Source organism: Rhizobium mongolense USDA 1844, from assembly GCF_000419765.1.
Taxonomy (GTDB): Bacteria; Pseudomonadota; Alphaproteobacteria; order Rhizobiales; family Rhizobiaceae; genus Rhizobium; species Rhizobium mongolense.
This window is the reverse complement of record NZ_ATTQ01000004.1, coordinates 283328-306743: the sequence shown is the minus strand read 5'-3', so window position 1 is coordinate 306743 and position 23416 is coordinate 283328. Positions and strand designations below refer to the sequence as shown.

Below are 23416 nucleotides of genomic sequence, written 5' to 3'. Positions count from 1 at the left end.
TTACGGATCGGCCCTCGAAATCCGACGCCACAGAAGTTAATCGCCAGTTGGCCTGTAAGCCGGGTTCTGTATGGCTCCGGCCGAAACCGGAACGTGGCAGCCATTCCTCTGGGACAGCGTTTGCACGCTGCCTCACGCAACCCACCCGGATGACTGACCTGGAAACCGGCCGGCAGGCTTTCGCCCGCCACGTCATCCCTATTCGGTCTTGCTCCCGGTGGGGTTTACCGTGCCGTCGCCGTTGCCGGAGACGCGGTGGGCTCTTACCCCACCCTTTCACCCTTACCTGCGCAAGCGCAGGCGGTTTGCTTTCTGTGGCACTTTCCCTGAGGTCGCCCTCGCCGGACGTTATCCGGCACCGTATTTCCGTGGAGCCCGGACTTTCCTCACCTTACCGCCTTTCGACATTGGTAAAGCGCGGCTGCCCGGCCAACTGGCAGGGCTCAAATAGCCGAGAGTGCCGCCAATTGCCACTGGAAATATACGCATGCCATTACCGGAAAGAAGGTTTGAAATCCGTGGCGTAGCCCTGATCCCCGATCTCACCCTTAAACAACAGCTCTGCCCCGAGACGGCCGATCTCGTCCGAACTCTTCGCCGAAGTGCCGGCGCAGCCAGTCAGCACCGCAAGCCGTGGAGACGACGTATAGCCGACCATCGGATAACGGCTCTTCGTATGCGAGACGGCGCAGGCCGCCGTCAAAACGGAAAGCGGCCGCAAATCCGGAACAAGACGGCGGACAATCGCCATGAGATGGTCGCGCGCCGCCGGCCGGCCGTCGGTCCTGAACCAGGCACGCAAATCCTTTTCGGTCTTAAGGAGGTAGTCATCGGGATCGCCGCCGATCTTCAGATAATATCTCCCGTCAGGATACCGGATCGGAGGCAGCAGATAGATGTCGGTCTCCGGCGCCTCGACGATCAGCGACGGCATGACGGCAAACTCTGCGGCCTGCGCCTCGTTCACCTCGAACAGTGTGACCGTCCGCCCATGAACCGACATATCAACCGATTGCGGCAACAGATTCTCGCCAATGGAAAAACCGCCTGCCGCAAGCAGCACTTTTTCCGCCGAGTACACCTTGCCGGCCGAGGTCTCGACAGCAGCAACCCCGCCCGCCTCGCGGATTGCCGTCACATAGTCGCGAACGACTGTTGCACCCGCCTTTTCCGCAATGATCGACTGCGCCTTGACCAGTTTGCGCGGACTGATATGGCCGGCGCCCTTTACCTGGAATACGCTCTCGCAGCCGTCCGGCAGGGCAAAGAAAGGAAACGCTGCTTTGAGGCTCGCCTCGTCGAGCAGCCTCGTTTCGACACCAAGCGATGCAGCGGCTTTTGCCGTGTTGACGATATAGTCGCTCTGCGCCGGCGCCACGAAGACGCAACCCGCTTCGGTGTAGAATGTGATGCCGCTCTCTGCTTCGATCTCAGCATATCGGGCGATAGAACGATTGGCGAGCAGGGCCCAGTCGCGATCCGGATCGACGGTCCGGGTGATGCGGCCCTCGTCGTAATGGCTGGCGAAAACACCCTGATGCGCCTTGCGATTTTCCGGTTCGTCTGGACCGATCACGGCAACGCCGTCGGTCTGTCTCGCCAGATGCTTCGCCGCCGCCGCGCCCATCATGCCGCGGCCGACGACGATATATTTGAAATCAGCCGCCATATCTCACCTCGCTTCGAGGTCCAGATAGCACGGCGGCCGACGCAATTCATATTGTTAAATCGAGGTTTGCGCCGCGCTCGACATAAGAGTGAGCACTTTGCCGCAATAGGCCTTTGAGATCGGGTTCATCTTCCGTGCGCCGTGGCCGGCATTGTATTTGAGGATGGTATTGCAGGTTTGGCCGCCGCCGAGCTCGTGGGCAGTCGCCAGATATTTCATCCCATATTTGATGTTCGTTTCCGGATCGAAGAGGCCCTTCTTCGTTCCCGAATAACCCATCATGCGCGCCGTTGCCGGCTTGATCTGCATGAGGCCGATCTCGCCTGCGCTGCCGCGTGCCTTCGGGTTGAAATTGCTCTCGACACGGACGACGGCGTGGGCAAGCTCGACAGGCACGTCATATTGCTCGGCGTATTTGGCAATTAGAACGGAATATTTATTGGCTGTGAAATCCGGCATTGCATAACCGCTTTGGCGGTCGACGGTCTTGAAAAGCACCGTCTGGGTTTTTTCGTTCCCGTCATTGTTTTTATTACCTGCATCGCCGGCAAAAGCGCAGCCGTACCCTGCCAGCAGCAGGCTTGCGCATGCCGCTGCACCAATAATCATATGTCTCATGTAGTCTAGTTACTCCGACCCAAAGAATTACCGGACTGCGCGCCTCGCCGTCTTCCGGTTTCACGTGCCAAGGACTGGCAACGTTCCGCAGCAATTCTTATCGTTTCATTTTGACTCCCGCAGCTACACACAAAAACAGCCGCGAGCGCCGTTCAGCGACCGGGGTTAGACCATCGCAATGAGGAGATAATAGGGAAATGATGTGGCAGCGCAGCATTCAAGGACGTTTGATCAAAAACGTTGCTTGAGTGTCACACAGACGTCATGAATAGCGTGGCAGCGCAGAGAGCAGCCGGTGCAGCGTGTCGATCGTCGAAAAGTCGGCAATGCCGTCGACGCGCTCCTGGCGGAAATGACGTTGGAAGGCCTCCACGTCGCCCGCCGTTCTCTCGGAGAATTCACCTGTGATTTCCGTGGCATAACCGTAAAGCGAAAGCATCGACTGCAAGGCTTCGACCGGTTGGCCGCAGTCGCCCCGTTGGAAGAAGCGCCCGCCGGTGATCGGCGCCGGATCGACCCAGTGTCCTACCCCTGCGTGATGCAGTTCCGCCCAGGGAAATTTCTCCCCCGGATCGACCTTGCGAATGGGCGCAACGTCCGAGTGCGCAAGCACCCTTTCGGGCGCGATCGACCAACGTTTGCCGCAATCACGACACAATTCGATCACCGCCGCAATCTGCTTTTTCGGGAAGTCCGGCAGGCCGCCCGGATGCCCGGCATTGGCGATTTCGATGCCGATGGATCGGGAATTGATATCCCCCTCGCCGTGCCAGCTGCCCTTGCCGGCATGCCACGCCCGACGCGCCTCCGCAACGAGTTGAACGACATCGCCGTTCTCGTGGACGAAATAGTGGCAGGAGACCTCGCTCTCCTCGCGACAGAGCCAATCGAGCGCCGATTCCGGCGTCGGCATGCCCGTGTAATGAAGGATGATCATATCCGGTTTGCGCCCGTCCGCACGCACGCCATGGTTCGGCGACGGCTGCACGCAAGCCTTGCTGTAGTCGGCCTCGAAAGAGGTCATGCGGCGCGGCGTTCCTTCTCGATCGTCGCATAGGCATCGTTGAGGGCAGCCATGCGCTCGTTGGCGATCGCGTGGAACTCCCTGGGCACGCCGCGCGAAATCAGCCGGTCGGGATGGTTCTCGCTGACAAGGCCGTGATAGCGGCGGCGGATCGTCGGGAAATCGTCGGAAGGCGAAACGCCGAGGACCTTGTAAGGATCGCGGCCGATCGAAACATGGCGCGCCGCGATCTGCTCGAAACGTTCTTCGCTCATTTCGAAGATCTGGCCGATATGACGGAGGAAATTCATCTCCTTCTCATGGACCGCCCCGTCCGCCTTGGCGATGTGGAAGAGGCCGTCGAGGACGTCTTCCAGAACAGCACAATTGGCGGCGCAGCTGACGCAGAGTGAAGAAAGCTTCGCGGCATAGGCCTCATAACCCGCGACATCCTGGCGCGCGAGATTGTAGAGGCGGGCAACGTTCTTCGCCTGGTCCTGCGGAAAGAAGAAAATGTCGCGGAAAGCCCGGACTTCCTTCTCGCTGACGATCCCGTCGGCCTTCGCCATCTTGGCGGAAAGCGCGATGATCGCGACGGAGAACGCGACCTTGCGACGGGTCTCGGGATCACCCTCGAAAACCGTGCGGATCGCCTCAACCATCGCCGCGAGCAGGTTACCCGCAGCGTTGCCAACAGCATTCAACAGTTTTTCCCAGAAGGACATCGAAGTTTCTCGCATCGCAATATGAAAATACCTTGATCAAATAATCATAGCCATTGCAAGGCGGCGATTGGTCGTAGGATTGAAAACACTTTTCACAATTCGGTAATTGTAGCGCCTCTTGTGAGGCTGGAGGCAGCACTCGGATGCGCACCTTTCTGCGCCTTTCGGACAGGCTTTAGAGCCTGCTTGAGATTTTCCACAGCGCGTCTCAGAAAGCAAATCGGGGCTTGAAACGATTAGATGCGCCCTTCTTGCCACCTTCCTTGGCCTGCCCGCCGCAGCCTTGCACTTTTCGTAAATTCTTTGCTTTACAGGGCTCTTTCCCTGCCGCATCCATGCGTTAGGTAAGCTGCATGCGACCACCCGCACAAAGCACTCAAGGAGGGAAAATGGCCAAACAGAAAGTAGCAATGCTGACCGCCGGAGGCCTGGCTCCCTGTCTTTCCTCCGCCGTCGGCGGACTCATCGAGCGCTACAGCGACGTCGCGCCGGATGCCGAGCTCATTGCCTATAAATCGGGCTATCAGGGCGTGCTGCTTGGCGACAGCATCCAGATCAGCACGGAAATGCGCCAAAAGGCGCCGCTTCTCCACCGCTTCGGCGGCTCGCCGATCGGCAACAGCCGCGTCAAGCTCACCAATGCCGCCGATTGCGTCAAGCGCGGCTTAGTCAAGGAAGGTGAGAACCCGCTTCGCGTCGCCGCCGAACGCCTTGCCGATGACGGCGTTACCATCCTTCACACCATCGGCGGCGACGACACCAACACGACTGCTGCCGATCTCGCAGCCTATCTCGCTGCCAATAATTACGACCTTACCGTCGTCGGCCTGCCGAAGACGGTCGACAACGACGTCGTGCCGATCCGCCAGTCTCTGGGCGCCTGGACGGCGGCCGAAGTCGGTGCGCATTTCTTCGACAATGTGAGCAACGAGCAGAGTGCGGCGCCGCGCACGCTCGTCATCCACGAGGTCATGGGCCGCCACTGCGGCTGGCTGACGGCGGCGACCGCTCGGGCCTATCTCAGCCGTACGAAGAACTACGAATATGTCGACGGGATGATGATGAATGCGGGCATGAAAAGCATCGATGCCGTCTATCTGCCGGAAATGGCTTTTGATCTGCAGGCCGAAGCCGAACGCCTCAAAGAGATCATGGACAAGACCGGCCATGCGACCGTCTTCGTCTCTGAAGGCGCCTGCCTTGATGCCATCGTCGCGGAGCGGGAAGCCGCCGGCGAGACCATCAAGCGCGATGCCTTCGGCCATGTGAAGATCGACACGATCAATGTCGGCGGCTGGTTCCAGAAGCAGTTCGCCAACCTCGTCAATGCCGAGCGTTCGCTGGTCCAGAAATCTGGCTATTTCGCCCGCTCCGCGCCCGCCAATGGCGACGACCTTCGCCTCATCCACAGCATGGTGGACCTGGCTGTCGAAAGCGCCCTCAACAAGGTTTCCGGCGTCACTGGCCATGACGAAGGACAGGACGGCAAATTACGCACCATCGAGTTCCCCCGCATCAAGGGCGGCAAGGCCTTCGATCTTTCGACCAGATGGTTCGCCGAAGTGATGGATACGATCGGACAAAAATACCAGGAAGCATGATTGACGCAGGGCTAATATGGTGTCTTTGCTTGTTTCTTAGGGATTGGGAGGAGATTCCATGTCGCTCGAAGCCTGGCTCGCTTTCGCCGCCGCATCCGCCATCATGCTTGCCATTCCGGGGCCGACCATCCTGCTTGTCGTGTCCTATGCGCTTGGCCATGGACGAAGGACGGCGCTGGCGACGGTGAGCGGCGTGGCGCTCGGCGATTTCACGGCGATGACGGCTTCCCTCTTCGGCCTCGGTGCGGTCCTGGCCGCATCGGCCATGCTCTTCACAGTGCTGAAGTGGATCGGCGGCGCCTACCTCATCTGGCTAGGCATCAAGCTTTGGCGCGCGCCGCTCATCACCGAACCGGTCGCCGACAACGACAACCTGCCGGAAGAGAAGTCGCTGAAGATCTTCCTGCACGCCTATATCGTGACGGCGCTCAATCCGAAGAGCATCGTCTTTTTCGTCGCCTTCGTTCCGCAATTCCTCAACCCCGCGCAGCCCTTCTTCGAACAGATGGTCATCATGGAGCTGACCTTCCTCGTTCTCGCAGCGATCAATGCTTCGACTTACGCCCTTCTCGCGAATGCCGCACGCGGCCTCATCCGCAAGGCCAGCGTGCAGCGCGCCGTCAACCGCACCGGCGGGACGTTATTGATCGCTGCAGGCGCCGTGACGGCCGGTTATCGCCGCATCGCCGCCTGACGTTTTCCCCGGGTTGCGGCGCAACAGCGAATAGGTTAATGGCAAATCCGGGTTCAGGGTCTCGATAACTTTTAAATGCTGCCAGGGCGGCGCGATTCACGAAAGTGACAGAATGGTAGCGAACGGATTTTCCGGCCTGAAACGCGGCCTTGTCGTGACGACAATGCTGTGCGGTATAGCCGGATGCTCGACGGTCGAGTACACGTCCCAGGCGGAATTGACCGCTGTGCAGAGCGTCGTTCCAACCCCGAAGCCTGGCGAAGATGCGATGATGATGGCCGCCGTACCGGCCGCCGACGGCGCCAGCCAGCCCGAAACCGCATTCGCAGCTTCCAATCCACAGGCGACACCCGCTTTGACCGCGGCCGCAACGGTAATGCCGGCGACGGCAACGTCTGCCGATCCTGCCATGCAGCAGGCGATGACCGCGAGTGGCATGCAGATTCCGCTGACGCCGGAAATGACGGCGATCCAATCGGTCGTGCCGACCCCGCGTCCAGGCACTCCGGCATCGCCATCGACACAGCTTGCTTTCGCAGCGACAGCGCCGCAGAGCGGCGCCCTGGCTGCGATCGCCTCCGTCGGCCCCGCGCGGCGCTCGATGTCGGATTTTACCTTCGACGAGTCCGGTCCGATGGACCCGCCAGCCGCGCCGCCGATGTTCAGCGACAGCGACATTGATACCGCGCCGACCGCGCAAAAGAGCTTTATCAGCAAGCTGATCAGCAAATATTCGAAACTTTACGAAGTCCCCGAAACATTGATCCACCGCGTGGTGCACCGCGAAAGCCGTTACAATCCAAAGGCTTACAACAAGCGCGGCTATTTCGGCTTGATGCAGATCAAATACAATACGGCCAAATCGATGGGCTATGACGGCGCGCCCACCGGCCTTCTCGACGCCGAAACCAACATCAAATATGCCGCGAAATACCTGCGCGGCGCATGGCTCGTTTCCGACAACAAGGAAGAAGATGCCGTGAGGCTTTATGCGCGCGGCTATTATTACGATGCCAAGCGCAAAGGCATGACGGATGTTGCCCACGGCAACTACTAAGCTTTCGCATTCACATATGCTCAACTGGCAGGCAGCGCGGCCAGCAGTTCTTTCAGCATGAGCTGCGGCTTGTAGCCGAGGCGGCCTGGCGTCAAGCCCATGCGGACGAAGACCAGATCGGCGGATGGCACGATCGCCATGCTTTGCCCGTCATGTCCTTCCAGCCAGAAGGTATCTTCCGGCAGCCCCGCTTCGGCGCTCGTATCTCCGCCGGGTGCTGCGAGCCATGCCTGGCCGTGCGTATATTTACCGCCCGACGATTGCGTCGGCGTTCGCATCGCCCTGACAAACCCGTCCGGCAGGAGCCGCTGACCGTTCCAGACGCCGTCCCGAAGCAGGAATTGACCGAAACGCGCCCAATCGCGCGCCGTCGCGTAGAGATAGGAACTGCCTGCAAAGGTGCCACGGGCATCGACCTCCAGCACCGCGCTCGACATGCCGAGCGGCTTGAAAAGTGCCTCCCTCGGATAAGAGAAGGCCTTTTTCTGGTCGCCTACCCCATCCATCCAGATTCGCGACAATAGGACCGCAGTGCCGCTCGAATAACGGAAGCGTTCACCGGGCTTTGCTTCGAACGGCGCATTGGCGGGCAACGAAACCATATCGGGGTCGAGATAGAGCATGCGCGTCACATCCGTGACATCGCCGTACTCCTCGTTGAACGCGAGGCCGCTTTCCATGCCCAGCAGATCCCGGAGCCTGATCTGCGACCGTTCGTCATCCTTCCACTGCGGCAAAAGGTTGGTCGCGTTGAAATCCACCTTTCCATCGAGAATGGCGCGCCCGACGAGCGCCGCATTGACTGTCTTGGTCATCGACCAGCCAAGCAGAGGCGTTTTCGCATCGAAGCCTTCGCCGTAGCGCTCCGCCACGATCCGGTCGTTGTGAACGACGACCATCGCCCGCATTTGCGGACCGGCCAGCACGTCGTTTGCCAGCAGCGACGCAAGCTCTCCGTCGTTAGCTTCAGCAACGCTCTCGCCTTCCGGCCATAGTGCCGCGTTCTCCGGAACCACCCGCGGCGGCGTATCCGAAGGTACAGCCTCGGCAGCAGCCTTGAAATTGCCGTCAGGCACGCTCGTGCAGCCGAACGCCCCCCGATAGAGCGCATATCCGGGTGCGAAGAGCCCCAGGATGCGCGCCGTCACACGACCCTGATCCCGATCGACCGAAACTCTCACCAATCGCAGTAGAGGATTGCCCGGCGCTTGTACGTCGCCGTAGAGCACCGCTTGCGGGTCGCGTCCTGCCAAAAAGACATTCGAGCAGACAATCTTCGCCGCATATCCGTCACCCACGCGCAACAGCTCGGGCGGATCGACGTATAGCCAGGTCCCGCCTCCGATGACGATGACGACGGAAGCAGTGGCGAGTGCCTTCACGATACGCAGAACAAATCGCATGTCATTGCCTCCACGAACGGAGAGAAGCAGGAAATCTCTTCACAAAAAAGAGCACAAGAATGCGAGTGCCGTATCCTGCCAGGCAATTCCTGTGGAAAGCGATACCCACAGCCTGCGTCATCAAACTGTAGCAGGGACGCGCTACACGCCCTGAACGCAAAAAGGGTGACAGACTCATATGACGGAATTTGCACCGGATACCGGCTTCCGCAAGAACCGGAAACTCAAGGACGCTCTTCTCCGCCACAAGGCATTTTCCAAGGACGGCTTTTCGGAACGGCTTTTCGGCCTGCTCTTTTCCGGCCTCGTCTATCCGCAGATCTGGGAGGATCCGGATCTCGACATGCAGGCGATGGAACTGCAGCCGCATCACCGAATCGTCACGATCGGCTCGGGCGGCTGCAACATGCTCGCCTATCTCTCCAAGGCGCCGGCCTCCATCGATGTGGTCGACCTCAACCCGCACCATATCGCGCTAAACCGCCTGAAGCTTGCTGCCTTCAAGCATCTTCCCGGCCATACCGACCTCGTGCGCTTCCTCGCCATGCCGAACGAGCGCTCGAACAGCCAGGCCTTCGACCACTTCCTGTCGTCCAAGCTCGATGAGACGACACGCGCCTATTGGAACGGCCGCAAGTTCGGCCGCCGCCGCGTCACCGTCTTTAACCGCAATTTCTATGAGACCGGCCTGCTCGGCCGCTTCATCGGCGCGGCCCATCTGCTCGCCCGCCTGCACGGCGTCGATCTCAAAGAGATGACGAAAACCCGCTCCATCCGCGAACAGCGCCAGTTCTTCGACGAGCAGGTTGCGCCCCTCTTCGAAAAGCCGGTGGTGCGCTGGATTACAGGACGCAAGAGCTCGCTTTTCGGTCTTGGCATTCCGCCGCAGCAATATGACGAGCTAGCCAGCCTCGCCGCCGATCAGTCGATCGCACCGGTGCTGAAGCATCGCCTCGAAAAGCTCGCCTGCCATTTTCCGATGAGCGAAAACTATTTCGCCTGGCAGGCTTTTGGTCGCCGGTATGCCTGCGATGACGAAGGCCCGCTGCCGACCTATCTGAAGCGGGAGCACTACGAGGTGATCCGCTCCAATACCGATCGCGTCAACGTCCATCATGCAAGCTTCACCGAGCTTCTCGTCAAGGAACCCGCCGCCTCTCGCGACCGTTATATCCTGCTCGACGCGCAGGACTGGATGACGGACCAGCAGCTGAACGAGCTCTGGGCGGAGATTACCCGCACCGCCCGCCCCGGCGCCCGCGTCATCTTCCGCACGGCGGCCGAAAAAAGCGTCATCGAGGGCCGTCTTTCCCGAGCGATCCGCGATCAATGGGAATATTTCGCGGAGAAGTCCCGAGATATGACCGCACTCGACCGTTCGGCCATCTACGGCGGCTTCCACATCTACGGAAAGAAGGCGTGACCGAAATCCGCACCATCGTGGACGAGAAAGCCGAAAAGCATGCCAATCTCATGGACGGCATGTATCGCTACCAGCGCCATATCTATGATCTGACGCGCAAATACTACCTGCTCGGCCGCGACCGTACGATCCGCAACCTGGACATCCCGGAAGGCGGCACGCTGCTAGAAGTCGGCTGCGGCACCGGCCGCAACCTGGTACTCGCACACCGGCTGTTTTCCGGCGCTAGGCTCTATGGCCTCGACATTTCGCAGGAAATGCTGAGTTCGGCGCGTAAAACATTCGCCACGAAGGCAGCGGTTGCCGATTTTCGCGTCGCCGATGCGACCGCCTTCACGCCACGCGAATTCGGTGTCGGCGGCTTCGACCGGATCCTCATTTCCTATGCGCTCTCGATGATTCCCGATTGGGAACGCGCCGTCGATGCCGCAATCGCCGCATTGAACCCCGGCGGACAGCTGCACATCGTCGATTTCGGCCAGCAGGAGGACCTGCCGGCCTGGTTCAGGGCGGCGCTGAAGTCATGGCTTGCAAAATTTCACGTCACGCCTCGCGCCGATCTGCGCCAGCTGCTGGAAACGCAAGCCCATGAAAACAACGCGAGATTGTCGTTCGAGACGATCGGCGGTGGCTATGCCTGGCGGGCAGCAATCATCGCCCGGCCTTCATAATTCACTTGAAACTAACCGATTTTTTACGTTGATATGTTGAAACAGGGGGATTCCTCTACTGAAACTCGTCTTTCGAAGGTCAAGCTGTGGGGCAAGTCGATCATTCGGTCCACGACGGGACATTTATGCGCCGGATTTTGTTTTGTGTATTGCCATTGGCTATCATGTTGGCCGGCTGTACTTCATCGGGATATGATTATCTTGAGACCGCATCCATAAAACCGAAGACCCGCTTCAAGGATACCGACCCGCAGGATTTCGGGGCGAAGCATCCGCATCGGAACGAGGTTCACGGCATCGACATCTCCAAGTGGCAGGGCGATATCGATTGGCAGACGGTGAAGACTTCCGGCGTCGCCTTTGCCTTCATCAAGGCGACCGAGGGCAAGGACAGGTTCGACCCGCGCTTCAATGAATACTGGCAGCGCGCCCGTGCCGTCGGCATCCCCCATGCGCCCTATCATTTCTATTATTTCTGCTCGTCGGCCGATGAGCAGGCCGACTGGTTCATCCAGAACGTCCCGCGGGAATCGATGCGCCTGCCGCCGGTCCTGGACGTCGAATGGAACGGCGAATCGAAGACCTGCCGCTTCCGGCCGGACCCGGCGACCGTCCGCGCTCAGATGCAGCGCTTCATGGACCGCCTCGAAGCCTATTACGGCAAGCGGCCGATCATCTACACATCGGTCGATTTCCACCGCGACAATCTGCAGGGTTATTTCCAGGACTATCACTTCTGGGTCCGCTCGGTGGCCAAGCACCCGGAAGTCACCTATGCCGACCGCCGCTGGGCCTTCTGGCAGTATACGTCGACCGGTGTGATCCCCGGCATCAAGGGCCCCGCGGACATCAATGTGTTTGCGGGCTCCTCAAAGAACTGGGCCAACTGGGTGGCTTCCGTTTCTAAGGACAGAAATTCTTAGTAACGTCCGCCGATCTTTCTTGCTTCCGTCACATTCATCTGTGAAAGCAACGGACATATTTCGGATATAAGGACGATCTCATGCACCGCTCGCTCGCAAGCCGCTCTGCACTTGCTCTTTTGTTTGCAATCACCGCGGCAACCACGGCATTGGCTCAGCAACAGGCAATGGCTCCGGCGGCCTCCCCTCCACCAGCCGCAACCCCTCAGGCTCCTCCCGTGGCTTGCGGCGGCGATCTTGCCGAATTTCTAGCTGGCGTGAAGGCCGATGCGATCGCCGCCGGCGCCTCCGCCGAAGCTGCCGACAAGGCGCTCGCCGGCGCGCAGATCGATCCCAAGGTTCTGAGCCGCGACCGCGCGCAAGGCGTCTTCAAGCAGACCTTCCTTGAGTTTTCGCAGCGTACCGTCAGCCAGGCCCGTCTCGATATCGGCCGCCAGAAGCTGAAACAGTTCGCAGACGTCTTCGCCAAGGCCGAGCAGGATTATGGCGTCGCCCCGGGCGTCATCACCGCCTTCTGGGCAATGGAAACGGACTTCGGTGCGGTTCAGGGCGATTTCAATACGCGCAACGCGCTCGTCACGCTGGCGCATGACTGCCGCCGTCCCGAACTCTTCCGCCCGCAATTGATCGCGCTCATCGAAATGGTTCAGCACGGCGACCTTGACTCGGCAACCAATACCGGCGCATGGGCGGGCGAAATCGGCCAGGTACAGATGCTTCCGCGCGACATCGTCGCCTACGGCATGGACGGCGACGGCGATGGCCATGTGCGGCTGAAGGAGAGCGGCCCGGACGCCATCCTGACGGCCGCGAAGTTCATCCAGCATCTCGGCTTCAAACGCGGCCAGCCCTGGCTGCAGGAAGTCACCCTGCCCGACAACCTTCCCTGGGAAAAGTCAGGCCTCGGCGGCACCATGACGGCGGGCGAATGGTTCGCGCTCGGTGTCCAACCGCGTGACGGCAACACCAGCTTCGGCAATCTGGAGGGTGACCTCGTTCTCCCGCAGGGCCGTCACGGACCGGCCTTCATCGCCTACCCGAACTTCAAGATCTATCTCGAGTGGAACAAGTCATTCATCTACACGACCTCGGCCGCCTATTTCGCCACCCGCTTTGGCGGTGCGCAGCCCTATCTCAAGGGGACGCCGGAACAGGGCCTTGCCAATGACCAGATGAAGCAGTTGCAGACCAAACTGCAGACGAAGGGCCACGATGTCGGTCAGATCGACGGCATCCTGGGTTCCGGCACCCGTGTCGCGATCCAGAAAGAGCAGCAACGTCTCGGAATGCCCGCCGATGGCTGGGCGACGCCCGGCCTGCTGAGCGCGCTCTGATCGGTCCATTTTCGTGAAGACCGCCCAATTCGATCGCGTCCCGGAAATTGCCGGGGCGCGATTTCGATTTCCCGCATCATATCAGCAGCTTCCAGTCATGCCTTTAAGTAGCCGTCACCGTTAACGGGCCAATCGCCCATTTTAACGCACGGTTAAAATGTGTGAAGAAAATTTCATTGTGATTTGGCAATTAATTCCAATTGCTTAGCTGATCAGAACGCGGCTCATCCGCAGTCCGCCGCTGCGTTGCAGCATAGAATCCGCTTTCCACGCGACACAATTCAGACATATTATATGCTGGTTAACGCGAGGAGGCAGACATGGGTATCACACGATCCTTGAATGTCCTGTTGGTCAGTGCAGCGTTCGCGTTCGTCTTGTCCATGCTCTTCATTTGAGCGGTCGGCGAACCCTATGACTGGAATACCTAGCTCCTGACAAGCTAACAGTTCAGCCAATTAAAAAGCGCATGTCACCGCCAGACATGCGCTTTTTTATTCGATGCCGATGGCCGCCGCTCTCAGGCAGCGGCGCCCGCTGCCCTCTTTGCGCCCTCGCGCCTGAGGCCGAGATTGGTGAGCACGGCCGAAACCAACGACGAGCGGTTCATCGTATAGAGGTGAAACTCGTCCAGCCCGCGGCGGACGAGATCCTCGATCTGCTCGACGGCGACATCGACAGCAACCTTCGCCCGCTCCTCAACCTTGTCGTCGAGACCGGCAAAGCGCTCGTCGAGAAAGGCCGGGATCACCGTGCCGCATGCGCTGGCAAATCGCTTCAGCTGCGTCAGGTTCTGGATCGGCATGATGCCGGGAACGATCGGGATTTTGACGCCTGCGGTCCGCACCTTTTCCAGGTAGCGCTCGAAATTGTCGTTGTCGAAGAAGAATTGCGTCAACGCTCGGTCCGCGCCGTTGTCGGCCTTGCGCTTCAGCATGTCGATATCGGCCGCCACGTCCCGGCTCTCCGGATGCTTCTCCGGATAGGCGGACACCGAAATCTCGAAATCACCGATCTCGCGAAGGCCGGCCACGAGTTCGGCCGCATTGGCGTAGCCGCCCGGATGAGGCTGGTAAGGCACCCCTGCCCCGCCCGGCGCATCGCCGCGCAACGCCACGAAGTGCTTCACGCCGGCCTTGCGGAAATGGTCGATCACCTGATGCGTTTCTCCCTTCGTGGCACCCACGCAGGTGAGATGCGACGCAGTCGCAAGCGGCGTCTCGTTGAGGAACCGCGTCACGGCCGTCAGCGTCGGCGCCTTCGTGGTGCCGCCGGCGCCATAGGTCACCGATACGAAATCCGGATCCCAGTCCTGCAGCTCATCCACGGTCTTCCAGAGCTGACCTTCCATCTCCTCCGACTTCGGTGGGAAAAATTCGAAGGAAATGCCGATATTGCGGCGGTCTCCGGTGTTCAAAGCCATATCATACCTCCCCGGCCAATACTGTTTCGGCGCCTTCGGATGCAATGAGGCGCCTCGGATCGCGCGCAAGCCAGATCGTGACCGTAAGCCCCTTCTCGCCCGGCTGACCCGGATGAAGATCGACGGTCTGCTCCATATCGAGCCCCGTCTTGCGCAGCCAGTCGGTCATCGACTGATGCGAGAAACCAAGGCGGACATGCGCGTGCTCGTCGCGAAGATATTCGAGCCCATGCGGCGCAAGGTCGATGACCATGAGACGCCCACCGGGTGCCAGCATCCGCGCCGCCTCGGCGATCGCGATTTCCGGCTGATCGAAGAAGTGCAAAACCTGATGAATGGTGACGAGATCAAAATCCTGTCCCTCGAACGGCAGGTTCAGGATGTCGGCATGCCGCACCGAAGCCTTGGTGATGCCCGCCCTGTCGAGATTGGCGCGTGCGACGCTCAGCATGTCACGGCTGGCATCGACGCCGATCGCCCGGCGATAGAGCCCGGAAAGCAGCTCCAGCATGCGGCCGGTCCCCGTGCCAAGATCAAGCAGCGAATAGACCGGCTGGTTACCGAGCAGCTTGATGACCGCGGCATCCACCTCTTCGTCGGCGGCATGGAGGCGCCGAAGCTCGTCCCATTCGGCGGCATTGCGGCTGAAATAGGCCTGCGCGCGCTCTGCCCGCTGACGCTTTACGGCTAAAAGCCGCTCGCCATCGCGCAGGATCACCGGGTCGTTCTGGGACGCGTGTGTTAGCAGCACGCGCACCAGCGCCGCCGCCTTGCCATCCTGCCTCAGCCGGAAATAGGCCCAGGCACCCTCTTGATAGCGATCAATGAGGTCGGCCTCACCGAGCAGCTTCAGATGCCGCGAAATGCGCGGCTGCGACTGTCCGAGAATTTCCGTAAGGTCGGTCACCGTCAGGTCGCCGGCGGCAAGAAGCGCGAGAAGCCGCAGGCGCGTCGGCTCACCGGCCGCCTTCAAGACGTCCACCAGCGCATCCAATCCAAGCCTCACAGCTTCAGCCATATCCCGACCCAATCAACATATAAAGATATCTTTATGTGATTTGAGAAGGCCTGGCAAGCAGGAATCCGCTCTGTTGACGAAATTCACTGCTCTGAAAGCGACCGGCAAAAATACAGAAACCCCGGCGCTTGCCGGGGCTTCTGATCCAAGAGGTGGCGTTGGCGATCAGCGTGTCAGGCGCTTGTAGGTCACCCGCTTCGGATTGACCGAATCCGCGCCGAGGCGGCGCATCTTGTCCTGCTCGTAATCTTCGAAGTTGCCTTCGAACCATTCGACATGGCTGTCGCCTTCGAAGGCGAGGATATGCGTTGCAAGCCGGTCGAGGAACATGCGGTCGTGGCTGATGATAACGGCGCAGCCGGCGAAGTTTTCCAGCGCATCCTCGAGCGCGGCCAGCGTTTCCGTATCGAGATCGTTGGTCGGTTCGTCGAGCAGGATGACGTTGCCGCCGGCCTTCAGCATCTTGGCAAGATGGACGCGGTTGCGCTGGCCGCCGGAGAGCGTGCCAACCTTCTGCTGCTGGTCGCCCCCCTTGAAGTTGAAGGCGCCGCAATAGGCGCGCGAATTCACTTCGTGCTTGCCGAGCTTGATGATGTCGTTGCCGGCGGAGATCTCTTCCCAAACGGTCTTGTTGCCGTTGAGCGCATCACGGCTCTGGTCGACATAGCCGAGATCGACGGTATCGCCGATGCGGATTTCGCCGCTGTCCGGCTTTTCCTGGCCGGTGATCATTCGAAAGAGCGTCGTCTTGCCGGCACCGTTCGGACCGATGACGCCGACGATGCCGCCCGGCGGCAGCTTGAAGCTCAGGTTCTCGATCAGGACGGTATCGCCATATCCCTTGGTGAGGTTCTCAGCCTCGATAACGACCTGGCCGAGACGCTCGCCGACCGGAATGACAATCTGGGAGTCGCCGGGACGGCGGTCGGCGGCTGCCGCAACCAGTTCGTCATAAGCGCGGATACGCGCCTTCGACTTTGCCTGACGCGCTTTCGGGCTGGACGCGATCCATTCCTGCTCACGAGACAGAGCCTTCTGGCGGGAGGCTTCTTCGCGCCCCTCCTGCTGCATGCGCTTCGCTTTCGCTTGTAGATAAGCCGAATAATTGCCCTCATAGGGAATGCCGCGGCCGCGGTCGAGCTCGAGGATCCAGCCGGTGACATTGTCCAGGAAGTAGCGGTCGTGGGTGATCATTAGCACCGAACCTGGATATTCGCGCAGGTGCTTTTCGAGCCAGGCGATCGTCTCGGCGTCGAGGTGGTTCGTCGGTTCATCGAGGAGCAGCAGGTCCGGCTGGGCAAGCAGCAGGCGGCAGAGCGCGACGCGGCGCTTTTCGCCGCCCGAAAGATTGTCGACCGAAGCATCGCCCGGCGGGCAGCGCAGCGCGTCCATCGCCATCTCGACCTGGTTTTCCAGGTCCCAGAGGTTCTGGCTGTCGATGATGTCCTGGAGCTTCGCCCCCTCTTCCGCCGTCTCGTCGGAATAGTTCATCATCAGTTCGTTGTAGCGGTCGAGGATCGCCTTCTTGGAGGCCACACCTTCCATGACGTTTTCGAGCACTGTCTTCGATGCATCGAGCTGCGGCTCCTGCGCCAGGTAGCCGAGCGTTGCGCCCTCGGCGAGCCAGGCTTCGCCGGTATATTCCTTGTCGAGGCCAGCCATGATGCGCAGGACGGTGGACTTACCGGCGCCGTTCGGGCCGAGGATACCGATCTTGGCATCGGGGTAGAAGGAAAGGTGGATGTTCTCCAACACCTTCTTGTTGCCATAGGCCTTGTTGAGGCCGGCCATATGATAGATGAACTGACGTGCCATTATACGCTGCTCCGGGCGGAAACTTGAAAACCGTGGCCGCTATGTAGGCGAAAGCCGGCTTTCGGGCAACGCCGAAACCGGCTTTCTCTACGGCAATCGATTTGGTTCCGTTCGAAAAGCAACGGAACGGAGGGATTTGCTTGACCTCCTCAGGCTTTCCGCCCAGTCGCATTCAAGAGCCGGGCCATCGCACGGTATGGGTCACGCAGCGAAGCAGCGCGCTCAAGCGCGATTTCTCTGGTAGGCGTCCCCGACGCTTCTAAAGTCATCCAGCCGCATCGCTCCCCCCTTCCAAGCCGCGCTCCAGTCCCAACCCTTGCGATAAACTCTCAGAACCCCGCAGCGTCGACAACGCCTTCGTCGCAGCCGAAGGAGGTGCGGCCGGCCTTTTGCATGAGTTTCGCAAGCCCCGCACCGGCCCCGGCGGCCGAGCCTGCATCCTGCGACAGCCCGATCGTCAGCTCGCTGATCACGCGGACGCCGCCCGCGCGCCGGCAGCTCATCTTCACACGCTCGCCAGCGCCCGCCCCGAAGCTCTTGTCGAAAGCCGTCTTGATCTGATCGGCCCTGACCGTCTTGCCGACATTCGCGGCAAAGAGGTCGCGCACCGCCGAGCCGTTGAGGTCGTCCATCAGGCGGATCGCCACGCCGAAATAATCGTCGGCGCTCATCTTCGTGCAAGTGCCGTGCTTCATCCATTCATGACGCTCGAGGGCCGATTGCGTTCCGGGCATGGCCTTTGCGAGGGCTGACGCATTCTCAGCCGTCAGCTTGACCTCTGGCAGCTTTTGCCAATCGCCGTCTTTGTCGACTGCCTGCAAGTCCTTCGATACACCGCAATAGTTCAGCCGCAGCGGCCAAAGGCCGTGCAGCGAGAAATTCGAAGCGTCGAAGCGCTCCTTCGTCTGGCTGCTGCATTCCGGCTTCCTTTGGTTTGTCTGGCAGAATGCCGGCTGCCAACTTGCGGCAAGGATGAAGCGCGTTGCCCCTTCCCCTTCCTGCGCAACCGCAAAGCCAGTCAAAACCATTGACACAACAGACGCCATCAAGCGCAGAAACACCCTGCTCATCGCCGCTCCTCGCAGACAGAACAATTCAGGAACAAGTATGCACGAAGCCCAAAACCCTGCAACCCTCACTCGCAGGAAATTATACTGCAAACATGGGACGGGATGTTGCATTTGGGCCGCGATGTGCTCTGTTGCAGCGGGAGGATGGAAATGTTTTCGCAAACGCAATGGCTTAAGGCGCTCGAGGCGACGCTCGCCTTTCATCATGAGCCAGCCAGCGGCGGCCCGCGCGGCATCGTGCTGATCTCCCATGGACTTGCTGAACATTCGAAGCGCTACGCACGCTTCGCCAAGGCGATGGCCGGGCGCGGCTATCATGTCTATGCGCACGACCACCGGGGCCACGGCGAGACGGTGGCCGACGGCGCGCCGATCGGCCAGTTCGCCCGGCGCAACGGGGTACAGCAGGTTCTTGGCGACATGGTCGCCATGCGGGAGTACGCGGCAGGGTTCCATCCGAACCTTCCCGTGATCCTCTTCGGCCACTCCATGGGAGGGCTGATCGCGCTCAACGCTGCAGTGACCTATCCGGAAAAATTTGATGCCGTCGCCGTGTGGAATTCGAATTTCGCTGTCGGTCTGACAGGCCGGGCCGCGCAGGCCGTCCTGCTTGCCGAAAAAGCCCTGAAAGGTTCCGACGTTCCGAGCGACCTGCTGCCGAAGCTCACCTTCGACAGCTGGGGCAAATCCATCCCCGGTCACCGGACCGAATTTGACTGGCTCTCGCGCGATCCGGCCGAAGTCGACAAATATATCGCCGATCCGCTCTGCGGCTTCGATGTTTCCGTTTCGCTCTGGCTCGATATATTCGAACTCACCTTTCAAGCGCCGCAGAAGCGGCATCTCGACAGGTTGCGAAGGAACCTGCCAATCCACCTCGTCGGCGGCGGAAAGGACCCAGCGACCGATTTCGGAAAAGCGGTGATGTGGCTGTCAAACCATTTGAAACGGCATGGTTTCTCCCGTATCACGGCCGAAATATATCAGGATAAGCGGCACGAGACGCTGAACGAGATCGGCGCCGAAGCGGCGATTTCGGCCTTTGCCGATTGGTGCGATGAAGCAACCGCAAGATCCTGACGAGCGGACCGGAAATGAACAGCGCAATAACGAAGAATAGCTCCTCCGAAGTCAGCATGGGTCTGATGCTCATGTTTTTTTCGGTGCTCGTATCGCCGCTGATCGATATTTTCTCCAAGCTAGCCATCACGACGGTTCCGTCTGCGGAGATCACCGCGGCACGCTTTGCCATACAGGCTCTCTGCATGCTTCCGATCGTTATCTGGCGCAAAAAACTGACGGATTCGTCATGGAGGCAGAGCCTCCTCCACGCGATCCGCGGCGCCATCATCACCATTTCGATGATCTCGTTCGTCACCACGCTGAAATACATGGCGGTTGCAGACGCGATCGCGATTTTCTTCGTCGAACCCATCATCCTCACCATCCTGAGCAGCCTTTTTCTGGGCGAGACGATCGGTTGGCGGCGCTACACAGCCTGCGGCGTCGGTTTCTTCGGCGCGATACTCGTCATTCAGCCAAGCTTCCAGGAAGTCGGCTACGTGGCGTTGTTGCCGGTCGTCAGCGCAGTCTGCATCGCCATCTCCGCGATGATGAACAGGGCCCTGGCGCAGCGCGAGGACCCATGGGTGATGCAGTTTCACATGGGCTTGTGGGGTCTGCTCTTTTGCGGTGTCCTGCTTTTCTTCGCCCGTGGAAGCGGCTCGGATGTGTTCGAACCGGTAATGCCAACCATGATAGGTCTCGTCTGGCTCCTCGGCGTCGGCGTAACGGCCGCGATCGCCAGCATTCTGGGCGTCTATGCCTATCGCTCCGCACCCGCCTCCACTTTGGCGCCGCTGCAATACCTCGAGATCGTCTCGGCTACGATCTTCGCATGGCTGGTTTTCGGCGATTTTCCCGACGCCATCAAATGGCTGGGCATTCTCATCATCATCGCATCCGGACTTTACATCATCTGGCGCGAGCGCCGCTTTGCATCCAAACCCGTATCCGATACATCTGAGGCAACGCGGGCACCATGATCCGTTCTCGGGAGGAACATGACGGACAGTCGTAAGAAGCCGCCGCTTGCCGGCATCAGGGTGATCGAGCTCGCCCGCGTCCTGGCAGGCCCCTGGGCCGGGCAGATGTTGGCCGATCTCGGCGCAGACGTCATCAAGGTCGAAAATCCGGACGGCGGCGACGATACGCGGCAATGGGGACCTCCCTTCGTCGAGGGCAGCGACGGCGAAAACCTTTCAGCTGCCTATTATCACTCCGCCAATCGCAACAAGCGCTCTGTCACGGCCGATTTGAAGACCGAGGAAGGCCAGTCGCTGGTGCGACGTCTCGCGGCAACGGCCGATGTCCTCATCGAGAATTTCAAGCTCGGCGGCCTCGTCAAGTACGGGCTCGACTACGAGAGCCTGCGCAAGATCAATCCGAAGCTCGTCTACTGCTCCATCACCGGCTTCGGCCAGTCTGGCCCCTATGCCAGCCTCGCGGGCTATGACTACATCGTCCAGGGCATGTCCGGCTTCATGTCGATCACCGGCGAGCCGGATCGCCAGCCGATGAAAGCTGGTGTCGCCATTGCCGATATATTCACCGGCATCTATGCCGTCGCGGCGATCGAGGCAGCCCTCATCCATGCGCTGAAAACCGGTGAAGGCCAGCTCGTCGATATGGCGCTGCTCGACGTGCAATCCGCCGTGCTCGCCAATCAAAACATGAACTACCTGATCTCCGGCCGCGCGCCGGCGCGGCTCGGAAACGCCCATCCGAACATCTCTCCTTATGAGGTCGTACCGAGCGCGGACGGTTTCCTGATCCTCGCCGTCGGCAATGACAACCAGTTCCGGCGTCTCTGCACGATCCTCCGCCTCGATGGCATCGCCGGCGACGAGCGTTTTTCGACCAACAAGGCCCGCGTCGTCAACCGCGACGAGGTGCGCCGCCTGATCTCGACCGAAACGTTGAAATGGCAGAAAGCCGACTTGCTGAAAGCCTGCGAAGAGAATGCCGTGCCAGCCGGCGCGATCAACACGATCGAGGAGATGTTCGCAGATCCGCAGATTAAGGCGCGCGGGCTGCGCATCGATTTGCCGGATGCGGCAGGAAACGTTATCCCCGGCGTGAGGACGCCGGTCGTGCTCTCCGAAACGCCCCTGCGTTACGAGAGGCCAGGCCCTCGGCTTGGCGAGCATCAGGAAGAGGTCCTGGCTGAGCTCGAGGCATTGGAGCGCGCCGAACGGGAGGGGACATCTGCACTATGAAGAAGACCGGCGGCGAGCTGATTGTCGAAGCGCTGAAGGCAAACGGGGTCAAGCGACTTTCCTGCGTGCCCGGCGAAAGCTTCCTCGCCGTGCTGGACGCGCTTTATGACACCGATCTCGAAGTGATCGTCTGCCGTCAGGAAGGAGGCGCCGCAATGATGGCCGATTGCTGGGGCCGTCTCACCGGCGAACCCGGCATCTGTATGGTCACCCGCGGGCCTGGAGCCACCAACGCCACGGCGGGGCTGCATATCGCCAGGCAGGATTCGATCCCGATGATCCTCTTCATCGGCCAGGTCCAGCGCGATGCCCGCGAGCGCGAAGCCTTCCAGGAGGTCGAGTTCCGCCGCGCGCTGACCGAATATGCCAAATGGGTCGGTGAAATCGACGATGCGGCGCGCATCCCCGAATTCGTGACCCGCGCCTTTGCCATTGCCACTTCCGGCAGGCCCGGGCCTGTCGTGCTGTCACTGCCCGAGGACATGTTGCGCGACGAAGTGGAAGCGCCGCGCGCCAAGCCTTATGCCCGCGTTCCCGCTCATCCCGGGCGCCGTCAGGTCGACGATTTCTACATGCGGCTCCTGAAGGCCGAACGGCCCATGGTCATACTCGGCGGCACACGCTGGGATGCAGATGCGGTCGCCGATTTCCGCGTCTTTGCCGAACGCTTCAAGCTGCCGGTCGGCTGTTCCTTCCGCCGCCAGATGCTCTTCGATCACCTTAATCCGGGCTATGCCGGTGATGTCGGCATCGGCATCAATCCGGTGCTGGCAAAGGAGATCAAGGAGAGCGATTTGCTCATCCTGCTCGGCGCCCGGATGTCGGAAATGCCGTCGTCAGGCTATACGCTGGTCGACGTCCCCTACCCGGCGCAATCGCTCGTCCACATCTATCCCGACCCGTCCGAACTTGGCCGCATCTACCGTCCGGACCTTGCGATCTGCGCATCGCCGCAGGACTTCGTCGCCGCCCTTACCGATCTCGAAGCGCCGGCCGAACCGCGCTGGGCGGAACGGACGGAGCACATGCACCAAGCCTATCTTGCCTGGTCGAAGCCGCCGCAAACAGGCCCCGGCGCCGTTCACATGGGACCGATCATGGAATGGATCGAGGGCAACACGAAGGCCGACACGATCTTCACCAATGGTGCCGGTAACTATGCCACGTGGCTGCACCGTTTCCATCGCTTCCGGCAGTTCAATACGCAGGCGGCCCCCACATCCGGCTCGATGGGTTACGGCCTGCCGGCTGCCGTGGCCGCCAAGCGGCTTTTTCCGGAGCGTGAAGTCATCTGCTTTGCCGGCGACGGCTGCTTCTTGATGCACGGGCAGGAATTCGCCACCGCCGTCCGCTACGACCTCCCAATCATCGCCCTCGTCATCAACAACGGCATCTACGGCACGATCCGCATGCATCAGGAACGCGACTATCCCGGCCGTGTCAGCGGTACGGATCTCACCAATCCGGATTTCGCCGCCCTTGCTCGTGCCTATGGCGGCCATGGGGAAACGGTGGAGAAAACCGAGGACTTCGCGTCTGCGTTTGAGCGAGCCCGCGCCAGCGGCAAGCCTTCGATCATCGAGGTGAAGCTCGATCCCGAGGCGATCACGCCGACACGCACGCTGACCGAAATCGCGCAAACAAAAAGCCGGTGAGCGAACCCACCGGCTTTGAAACTGGCAAATGGCGCC

The 23416-nt window shown here is 60.4% G+C and carries 20 protein-coding genes and 1 other RNA gene; 11 read left to right on the top strand and 10 right to left on the bottom strand.

Annotated features, from left to right (window positions below; all coding sequences use genetic code 11):
* Window positions 1–39: 39 nt before the first annotated feature.
* The 5 genes from rnpB to A3C3_RS0109425 form a co-directional block, all read right to left on the bottom strand.
* Window positions 40–437, bottom strand: an RNA gene (gene rnpB, locus A3C3_RS42555) — RNase P RNA component class A.
* 56 nt (window positions 438–493) lie between these two features.
* Window positions 494–1669, bottom strand: coding sequence for an NAD(P)/FAD-dependent oxidoreductase (locus A3C3_RS0109440; RefSeq protein ID WP_022714359.1), 1176 nt, complete (start codon window positions 1667–1669; stop codon window positions 494–496).
* 54 nt (window positions 1670–1723) lie between these two features.
* Window positions 1724–2287: a lytic transglycosylase domain-containing protein gene (locus A3C3_RS0109435; RefSeq protein WP_028739520.1), complete on the bottom strand. Its 564-nt coding sequence runs from the start codon at window positions 2285–2287 to the stop codon at window positions 1724–1726.
* 262 nt (window positions 2288–2549) lie between these two features.
* Window positions 2550–3311, bottom strand: coding sequence for an N-acetylmuramoyl-L-alanine amidase (locus A3C3_RS0109430; RefSeq protein ID WP_022714357.1), 762 nt, complete (start codon window positions 3309–3311; stop codon window positions 2550–2552).
* Window positions 3308–4015: a J domain-containing protein gene (locus tag A3C3_RS0109425; RefSeq protein ID WP_022714356.1), complete on the bottom strand. Its 708-nt coding sequence runs from the start codon at window positions 4013–4015 to the stop codon at window positions 3308–3310. Before A3C3_RS0109425 ends, A3C3_RS0109430 begins: the two co-directional genes overlap by 4 nt.
* Window positions 4016–4404: 389 nt before the next feature.
* On the opposite strand from A3C3_RS0109425, the gene A3C3_RS0109420 reads away from it, so the two are divergent.
* The 3 genes from A3C3_RS0109420 (at window position 4405) to A3C3_RS0109410 (ending at window position 7367) form a co-directional block, all read left to right on the top strand.
* Window positions 4405–5616 (top strand): pyrophosphate--fructose-6-phosphate 1-phosphotransferase, encoded by a 1212-nt coding sequence (locus A3C3_RS0109420; protein WP_022714355.1) that lies wholly within the window; start codon window positions 4405–4407, stop codon window positions 5614–5616.
* Between the two features lie 58 nt (window positions 5617–5674).
* The gene (locus A3C3_RS0109415; RefSeq protein WP_022714354.1) at window positions 5675–6310 is read left to right on the top strand and encodes a LysE family translocator; all 636 of its coding nucleotides are present in this window, start codon (window positions 5675–5677) and stop codon (window positions 6308–6310) included.
* A 112-nt stretch (window positions 6311–6422) separates the two neighbouring features.
* The gene (locus tag A3C3_RS0109410; RefSeq protein WP_022714353.1) at window positions 6423–7367 is read left to right on the top strand and encodes a lytic transglycosylase domain-containing protein; all 945 of its coding nucleotides are present in this window, start codon (window positions 6423–6425) and stop codon (window positions 7365–7367) included.
* A 20-nt stretch (window positions 7368–7387) separates the two neighbouring features.
* Here A3C3_RS0109410 and A3C3_RS0109405 read toward each other — a convergent pair whose 3' ends face one another.
* On the bottom strand, window positions 7388–8770 hold the full coding sequence (locus tag A3C3_RS0109405; RefSeq protein ID WP_022714352.1) for a serine hydrolase domain-containing protein: 1383 nt from the start codon (window positions 8768–8770) through the stop codon (window positions 7388–7390).
* A gap of 178 nt (window positions 8771–8948) precedes the next feature.
* Between A3C3_RS0109405 and A3C3_RS0109400 the strand changes: the two genes are divergently transcribed.
* The 4 genes from A3C3_RS0109400 to A3C3_RS0109385 all read left to right on the top strand — a co-directional run bounded on the left by A3C3_RS0109400 (window position 8949) and on the right by A3C3_RS0109385 (window position 13121).
* The gene (locus A3C3_RS0109400; protein WP_022714351.1) at window positions 8949–10193 is read left to right on the top strand and encodes a BtaA family protein; all 1245 of its coding nucleotides are present in this window, start codon (window positions 8949–8951) and stop codon (window positions 10191–10193) included.
* Between the two features lie 50 nt (window positions 10194–10243).
* Window positions 10244–10864, top strand: a complete 621-nt coding sequence (locus A3C3_RS0109395; RefSeq protein ID WP_246719032.1) for a class I SAM-dependent methyltransferase — start codon at window positions 10244–10246, stop codon at window positions 10862–10864.
* Between the two features lie 125 nt (window positions 10865–10989).
* Entirely contained in the window at window positions 10990–11787 is a 798-nt protein-coding gene (locus tag A3C3_RS0109390) for a glycoside hydrolase family 25 protein (protein ID WP_022714349.1), read from the top strand.
* A gap of 80 nt (window positions 11788–11867) precedes the next feature.
* Entirely contained in the window at window positions 11868–13121 is a 1254-nt protein-coding gene (locus A3C3_RS0109385; protein ID WP_022714348.1) for a lytic murein transglycosylase, read from the top strand.
* A 520-nt stretch (window positions 13122–13641) separates the two neighbouring features.
* Here A3C3_RS0109385 and metF read toward each other — a convergent pair.
* The 4 genes from metF to A3C3_RS0109365 form a co-directional block, all read right to left on the bottom strand.
* Window positions 13642–14544 carry a methylenetetrahydrofolate reductase [NAD(P)H] gene (gene metF / locus A3C3_RS0109380; RefSeq protein WP_022714347.1) on the bottom strand — a complete coding sequence of 301 codons (903 nt, stop codon included), beginning with the start codon at window positions 14542–14544 and terminating at the stop codon, window positions 13642–13644.
* 1 nt (window position 14545) lies between these two features.
* Complete coding sequence (locus A3C3_RS0109375) at window positions 14546–15562, bottom strand: ArsR/SmtB family transcription factor (RefSeq protein WP_022714346.1); 1017 nt, start codon at window positions 15560–15562, stop codon at window positions 14546–14548.
* A 165-nt stretch (window positions 15563–15727) separates the two neighbouring features.
* Window positions 15728–17377, bottom strand: a complete 1650-nt coding sequence (gene ettA, locus A3C3_RS0109370) for an energy-dependent translational throttle protein EttA (RefSeq protein ID WP_022714345.1) — start codon at window positions 17375–17377, stop codon at window positions 15728–15730.
* Window positions 17378–17706: 329 nt separating this feature from the next.
* The gene (locus tag A3C3_RS0109365) at window positions 17707–18447 is read right to left on the bottom strand and encodes a ribonuclease T2 family protein (RefSeq protein WP_022714344.1); all 741 of its coding nucleotides are present in this window, start codon (window positions 18445–18447) and stop codon (window positions 17707–17709) included.
* A gap of 150 nt (window positions 18448–18597) precedes the next feature.
* Here A3C3_RS0109365 and A3C3_RS0109360 point away from each other — a divergent pair, with 150 nt between their 5' ends.
* Genes A3C3_RS0109360 through A3C3_RS0109345 form a run of 4 tightly spaced genes read left to right on the top strand, consistent with a single transcriptional unit; the run spans window position 18598 to window position 23380 of the window.
* On the top strand, window positions 18598–19527 hold the full coding sequence (locus tag A3C3_RS0109360; protein ID WP_022714343.1) for an alpha/beta hydrolase: 930 nt from the start codon (window positions 18598–18600) through the stop codon (window positions 19525–19527).
* A gap of 14 nt (window positions 19528–19541) precedes the next feature.
* Window positions 19542–20492, top strand: coding sequence for a DMT family transporter (locus A3C3_RS0109355; protein ID WP_022714342.1), 951 nt, complete (start codon window positions 19542–19544; stop codon window positions 20490–20492).
* A gap of 18 nt (window positions 20493–20510) precedes the next feature.
* Window positions 20511–21725, top strand: a complete 1215-nt coding sequence (gene caiB, locus A3C3_RS0109350; protein WP_022714341.1) for a succinate--glutarate CoA-transferase — start codon at window positions 20511–20513, stop codon at window positions 21723–21725.
* Complete coding sequence (locus tag A3C3_RS0109345; RefSeq protein ID WP_022714340.1) at window positions 21722–23380, top strand: thiamine pyrophosphate-binding protein; 1659 nt, start codon at window positions 21722–21724, stop codon at window positions 23378–23380. Before caiB ends, A3C3_RS0109345 begins: the two co-directional genes overlap by 4 nt.
* Window positions 23381–23416: the final 36 nt, after the last annotated feature.

What these genes read in the sequence shown, in the direction of transcription:
- caiB (WP_022714341.1), top strand. Translation starts at nt 20,511, where the DNA reads ATGACGGACAGTCGTAAGAAGCCGCCGCTTGCCGGCATCAGGGTGATC.
- A3C3_RS0109425 (WP_022714356.1), bottom strand. Translation starts at nt 4,015, where the DNA reads ATGTCCTTCTGGGAAAAACTGTTGAATGCTGTTGGCAACGCTGCGGGT.
- A3C3_RS0109410 (WP_022714353.1), top strand. Translation starts at nt 6,423, where the DNA reads ATGGTAGCGAACGGATTTTCCGGCCTGAAACGCGGCCTTGTCGTGACG.
- A3C3_RS0109395 (WP_246719032.1), top strand. Translation starts at nt 10,244, where the DNA reads ATGGACGGCATGTATCGCTACCAGCGCCATATCTATGATCTGACGCGC.
- A3C3_RS0109415 (WP_022714354.1), top strand. Translation starts at nt 5,675, where the DNA reads ATGTCGCTCGAAGCCTGGCTCGCTTTCGCCGCCGCATCCGCCATCATG.
- A3C3_RS0109390 (WP_022714349.1), top strand. Translation starts at nt 10,990, where the DNA reads ATGCGCCGGATTTTGTTTTGTGTATTGCCATTGGCTATCATGTTGGCC.
- metF (WP_022714347.1), bottom strand. Translation starts at nt 14,544, where the DNA reads ATGGCTTTGAACACCGGAGACCGCCGCAATATCGGCATTTCCTTCGAA.
- A3C3_RS0109385 (WP_022714348.1), top strand. Translation starts at nt 11,868, where the DNA reads ATGCACCGCTCGCTCGCAAGCCGCTCTGCACTTGCTCTTTTGTTTGCA.
- A3C3_RS0109430 (WP_022714357.1), bottom strand. Translation starts at nt 3,311, where the DNA reads ATGACCTCTTTCGAGGCCGACTACAGCAAGGCTTGCGTGCAGCCGTCG.
- ettA (WP_022714345.1), bottom strand. Translation starts at nt 17,377, where the DNA reads ATGGCACGTCAGTTCATCTATCATATGGCCGGCCTCAACAAGGCCTAT.
- A3C3_RS0109440 (WP_022714359.1), bottom strand. Translation starts at nt 1,669, where the DNA reads ATGGCGGCTGATTTCAAATATATCGTCGTCGGCCGCGGCATGATGGGC.
- A3C3_RS0109375 (WP_022714346.1), bottom strand. Translation starts at nt 15,562, where the DNA reads ATGGCTGAAGCTGTGAGGCTTGGATTGGATGCGCTGGTGGACGTCTTG.
- A3C3_RS0109420 (WP_022714355.1), top strand. Translation starts at nt 4,405, where the DNA reads ATGGCCAAACAGAAAGTAGCAATGCTGACCGCCGGAGGCCTGGCTCCC.
- A3C3_RS0109400 (WP_022714351.1), top strand. Translation starts at nt 8,949, where the DNA reads ATGACGGAATTTGCACCGGATACCGGCTTCCGCAAGAACCGGAAACTC.
- A3C3_RS0109345 (WP_022714340.1), top strand. Translation starts at nt 21,722, where the DNA reads ATGAAGAAGACCGGCGGCGAGCTGATTGTCGAAGCGCTGAAGGCAAAC.
- A3C3_RS0109365 (WP_022714344.1), bottom strand. Translation starts at nt 18,447, where the DNA reads ATGAGCAGGGTGTTTCTGCGCTTGATGGCGTCTGTTGTGTCAATGGTT.
- A3C3_RS0109405 (WP_022714352.1), bottom strand. Translation starts at nt 8,770, where the DNA reads ATGCGATTTGTTCTGCGTATCGTGAAGGCACTCGCCACTGCTTCCGTC.
- A3C3_RS0109360 (WP_022714343.1), top strand. Translation starts at nt 18,598, where the DNA reads ATGTTTTCGCAAACGCAATGGCTTAAGGCGCTCGAGGCGACGCTCGCC.
- A3C3_RS0109435 (WP_028739520.1), bottom strand. Translation starts at nt 2,287, where the DNA reads ATGAGACATATGATTATTGGTGCAGCGGCATGCGCAAGCCTGCTGCTG.
- A3C3_RS0109355 (WP_022714342.1), top strand. Translation starts at nt 19,542, where the DNA reads ATGAACAGCGCAATAACGAAGAATAGCTCCTCCGAAGTCAGCATGGGT.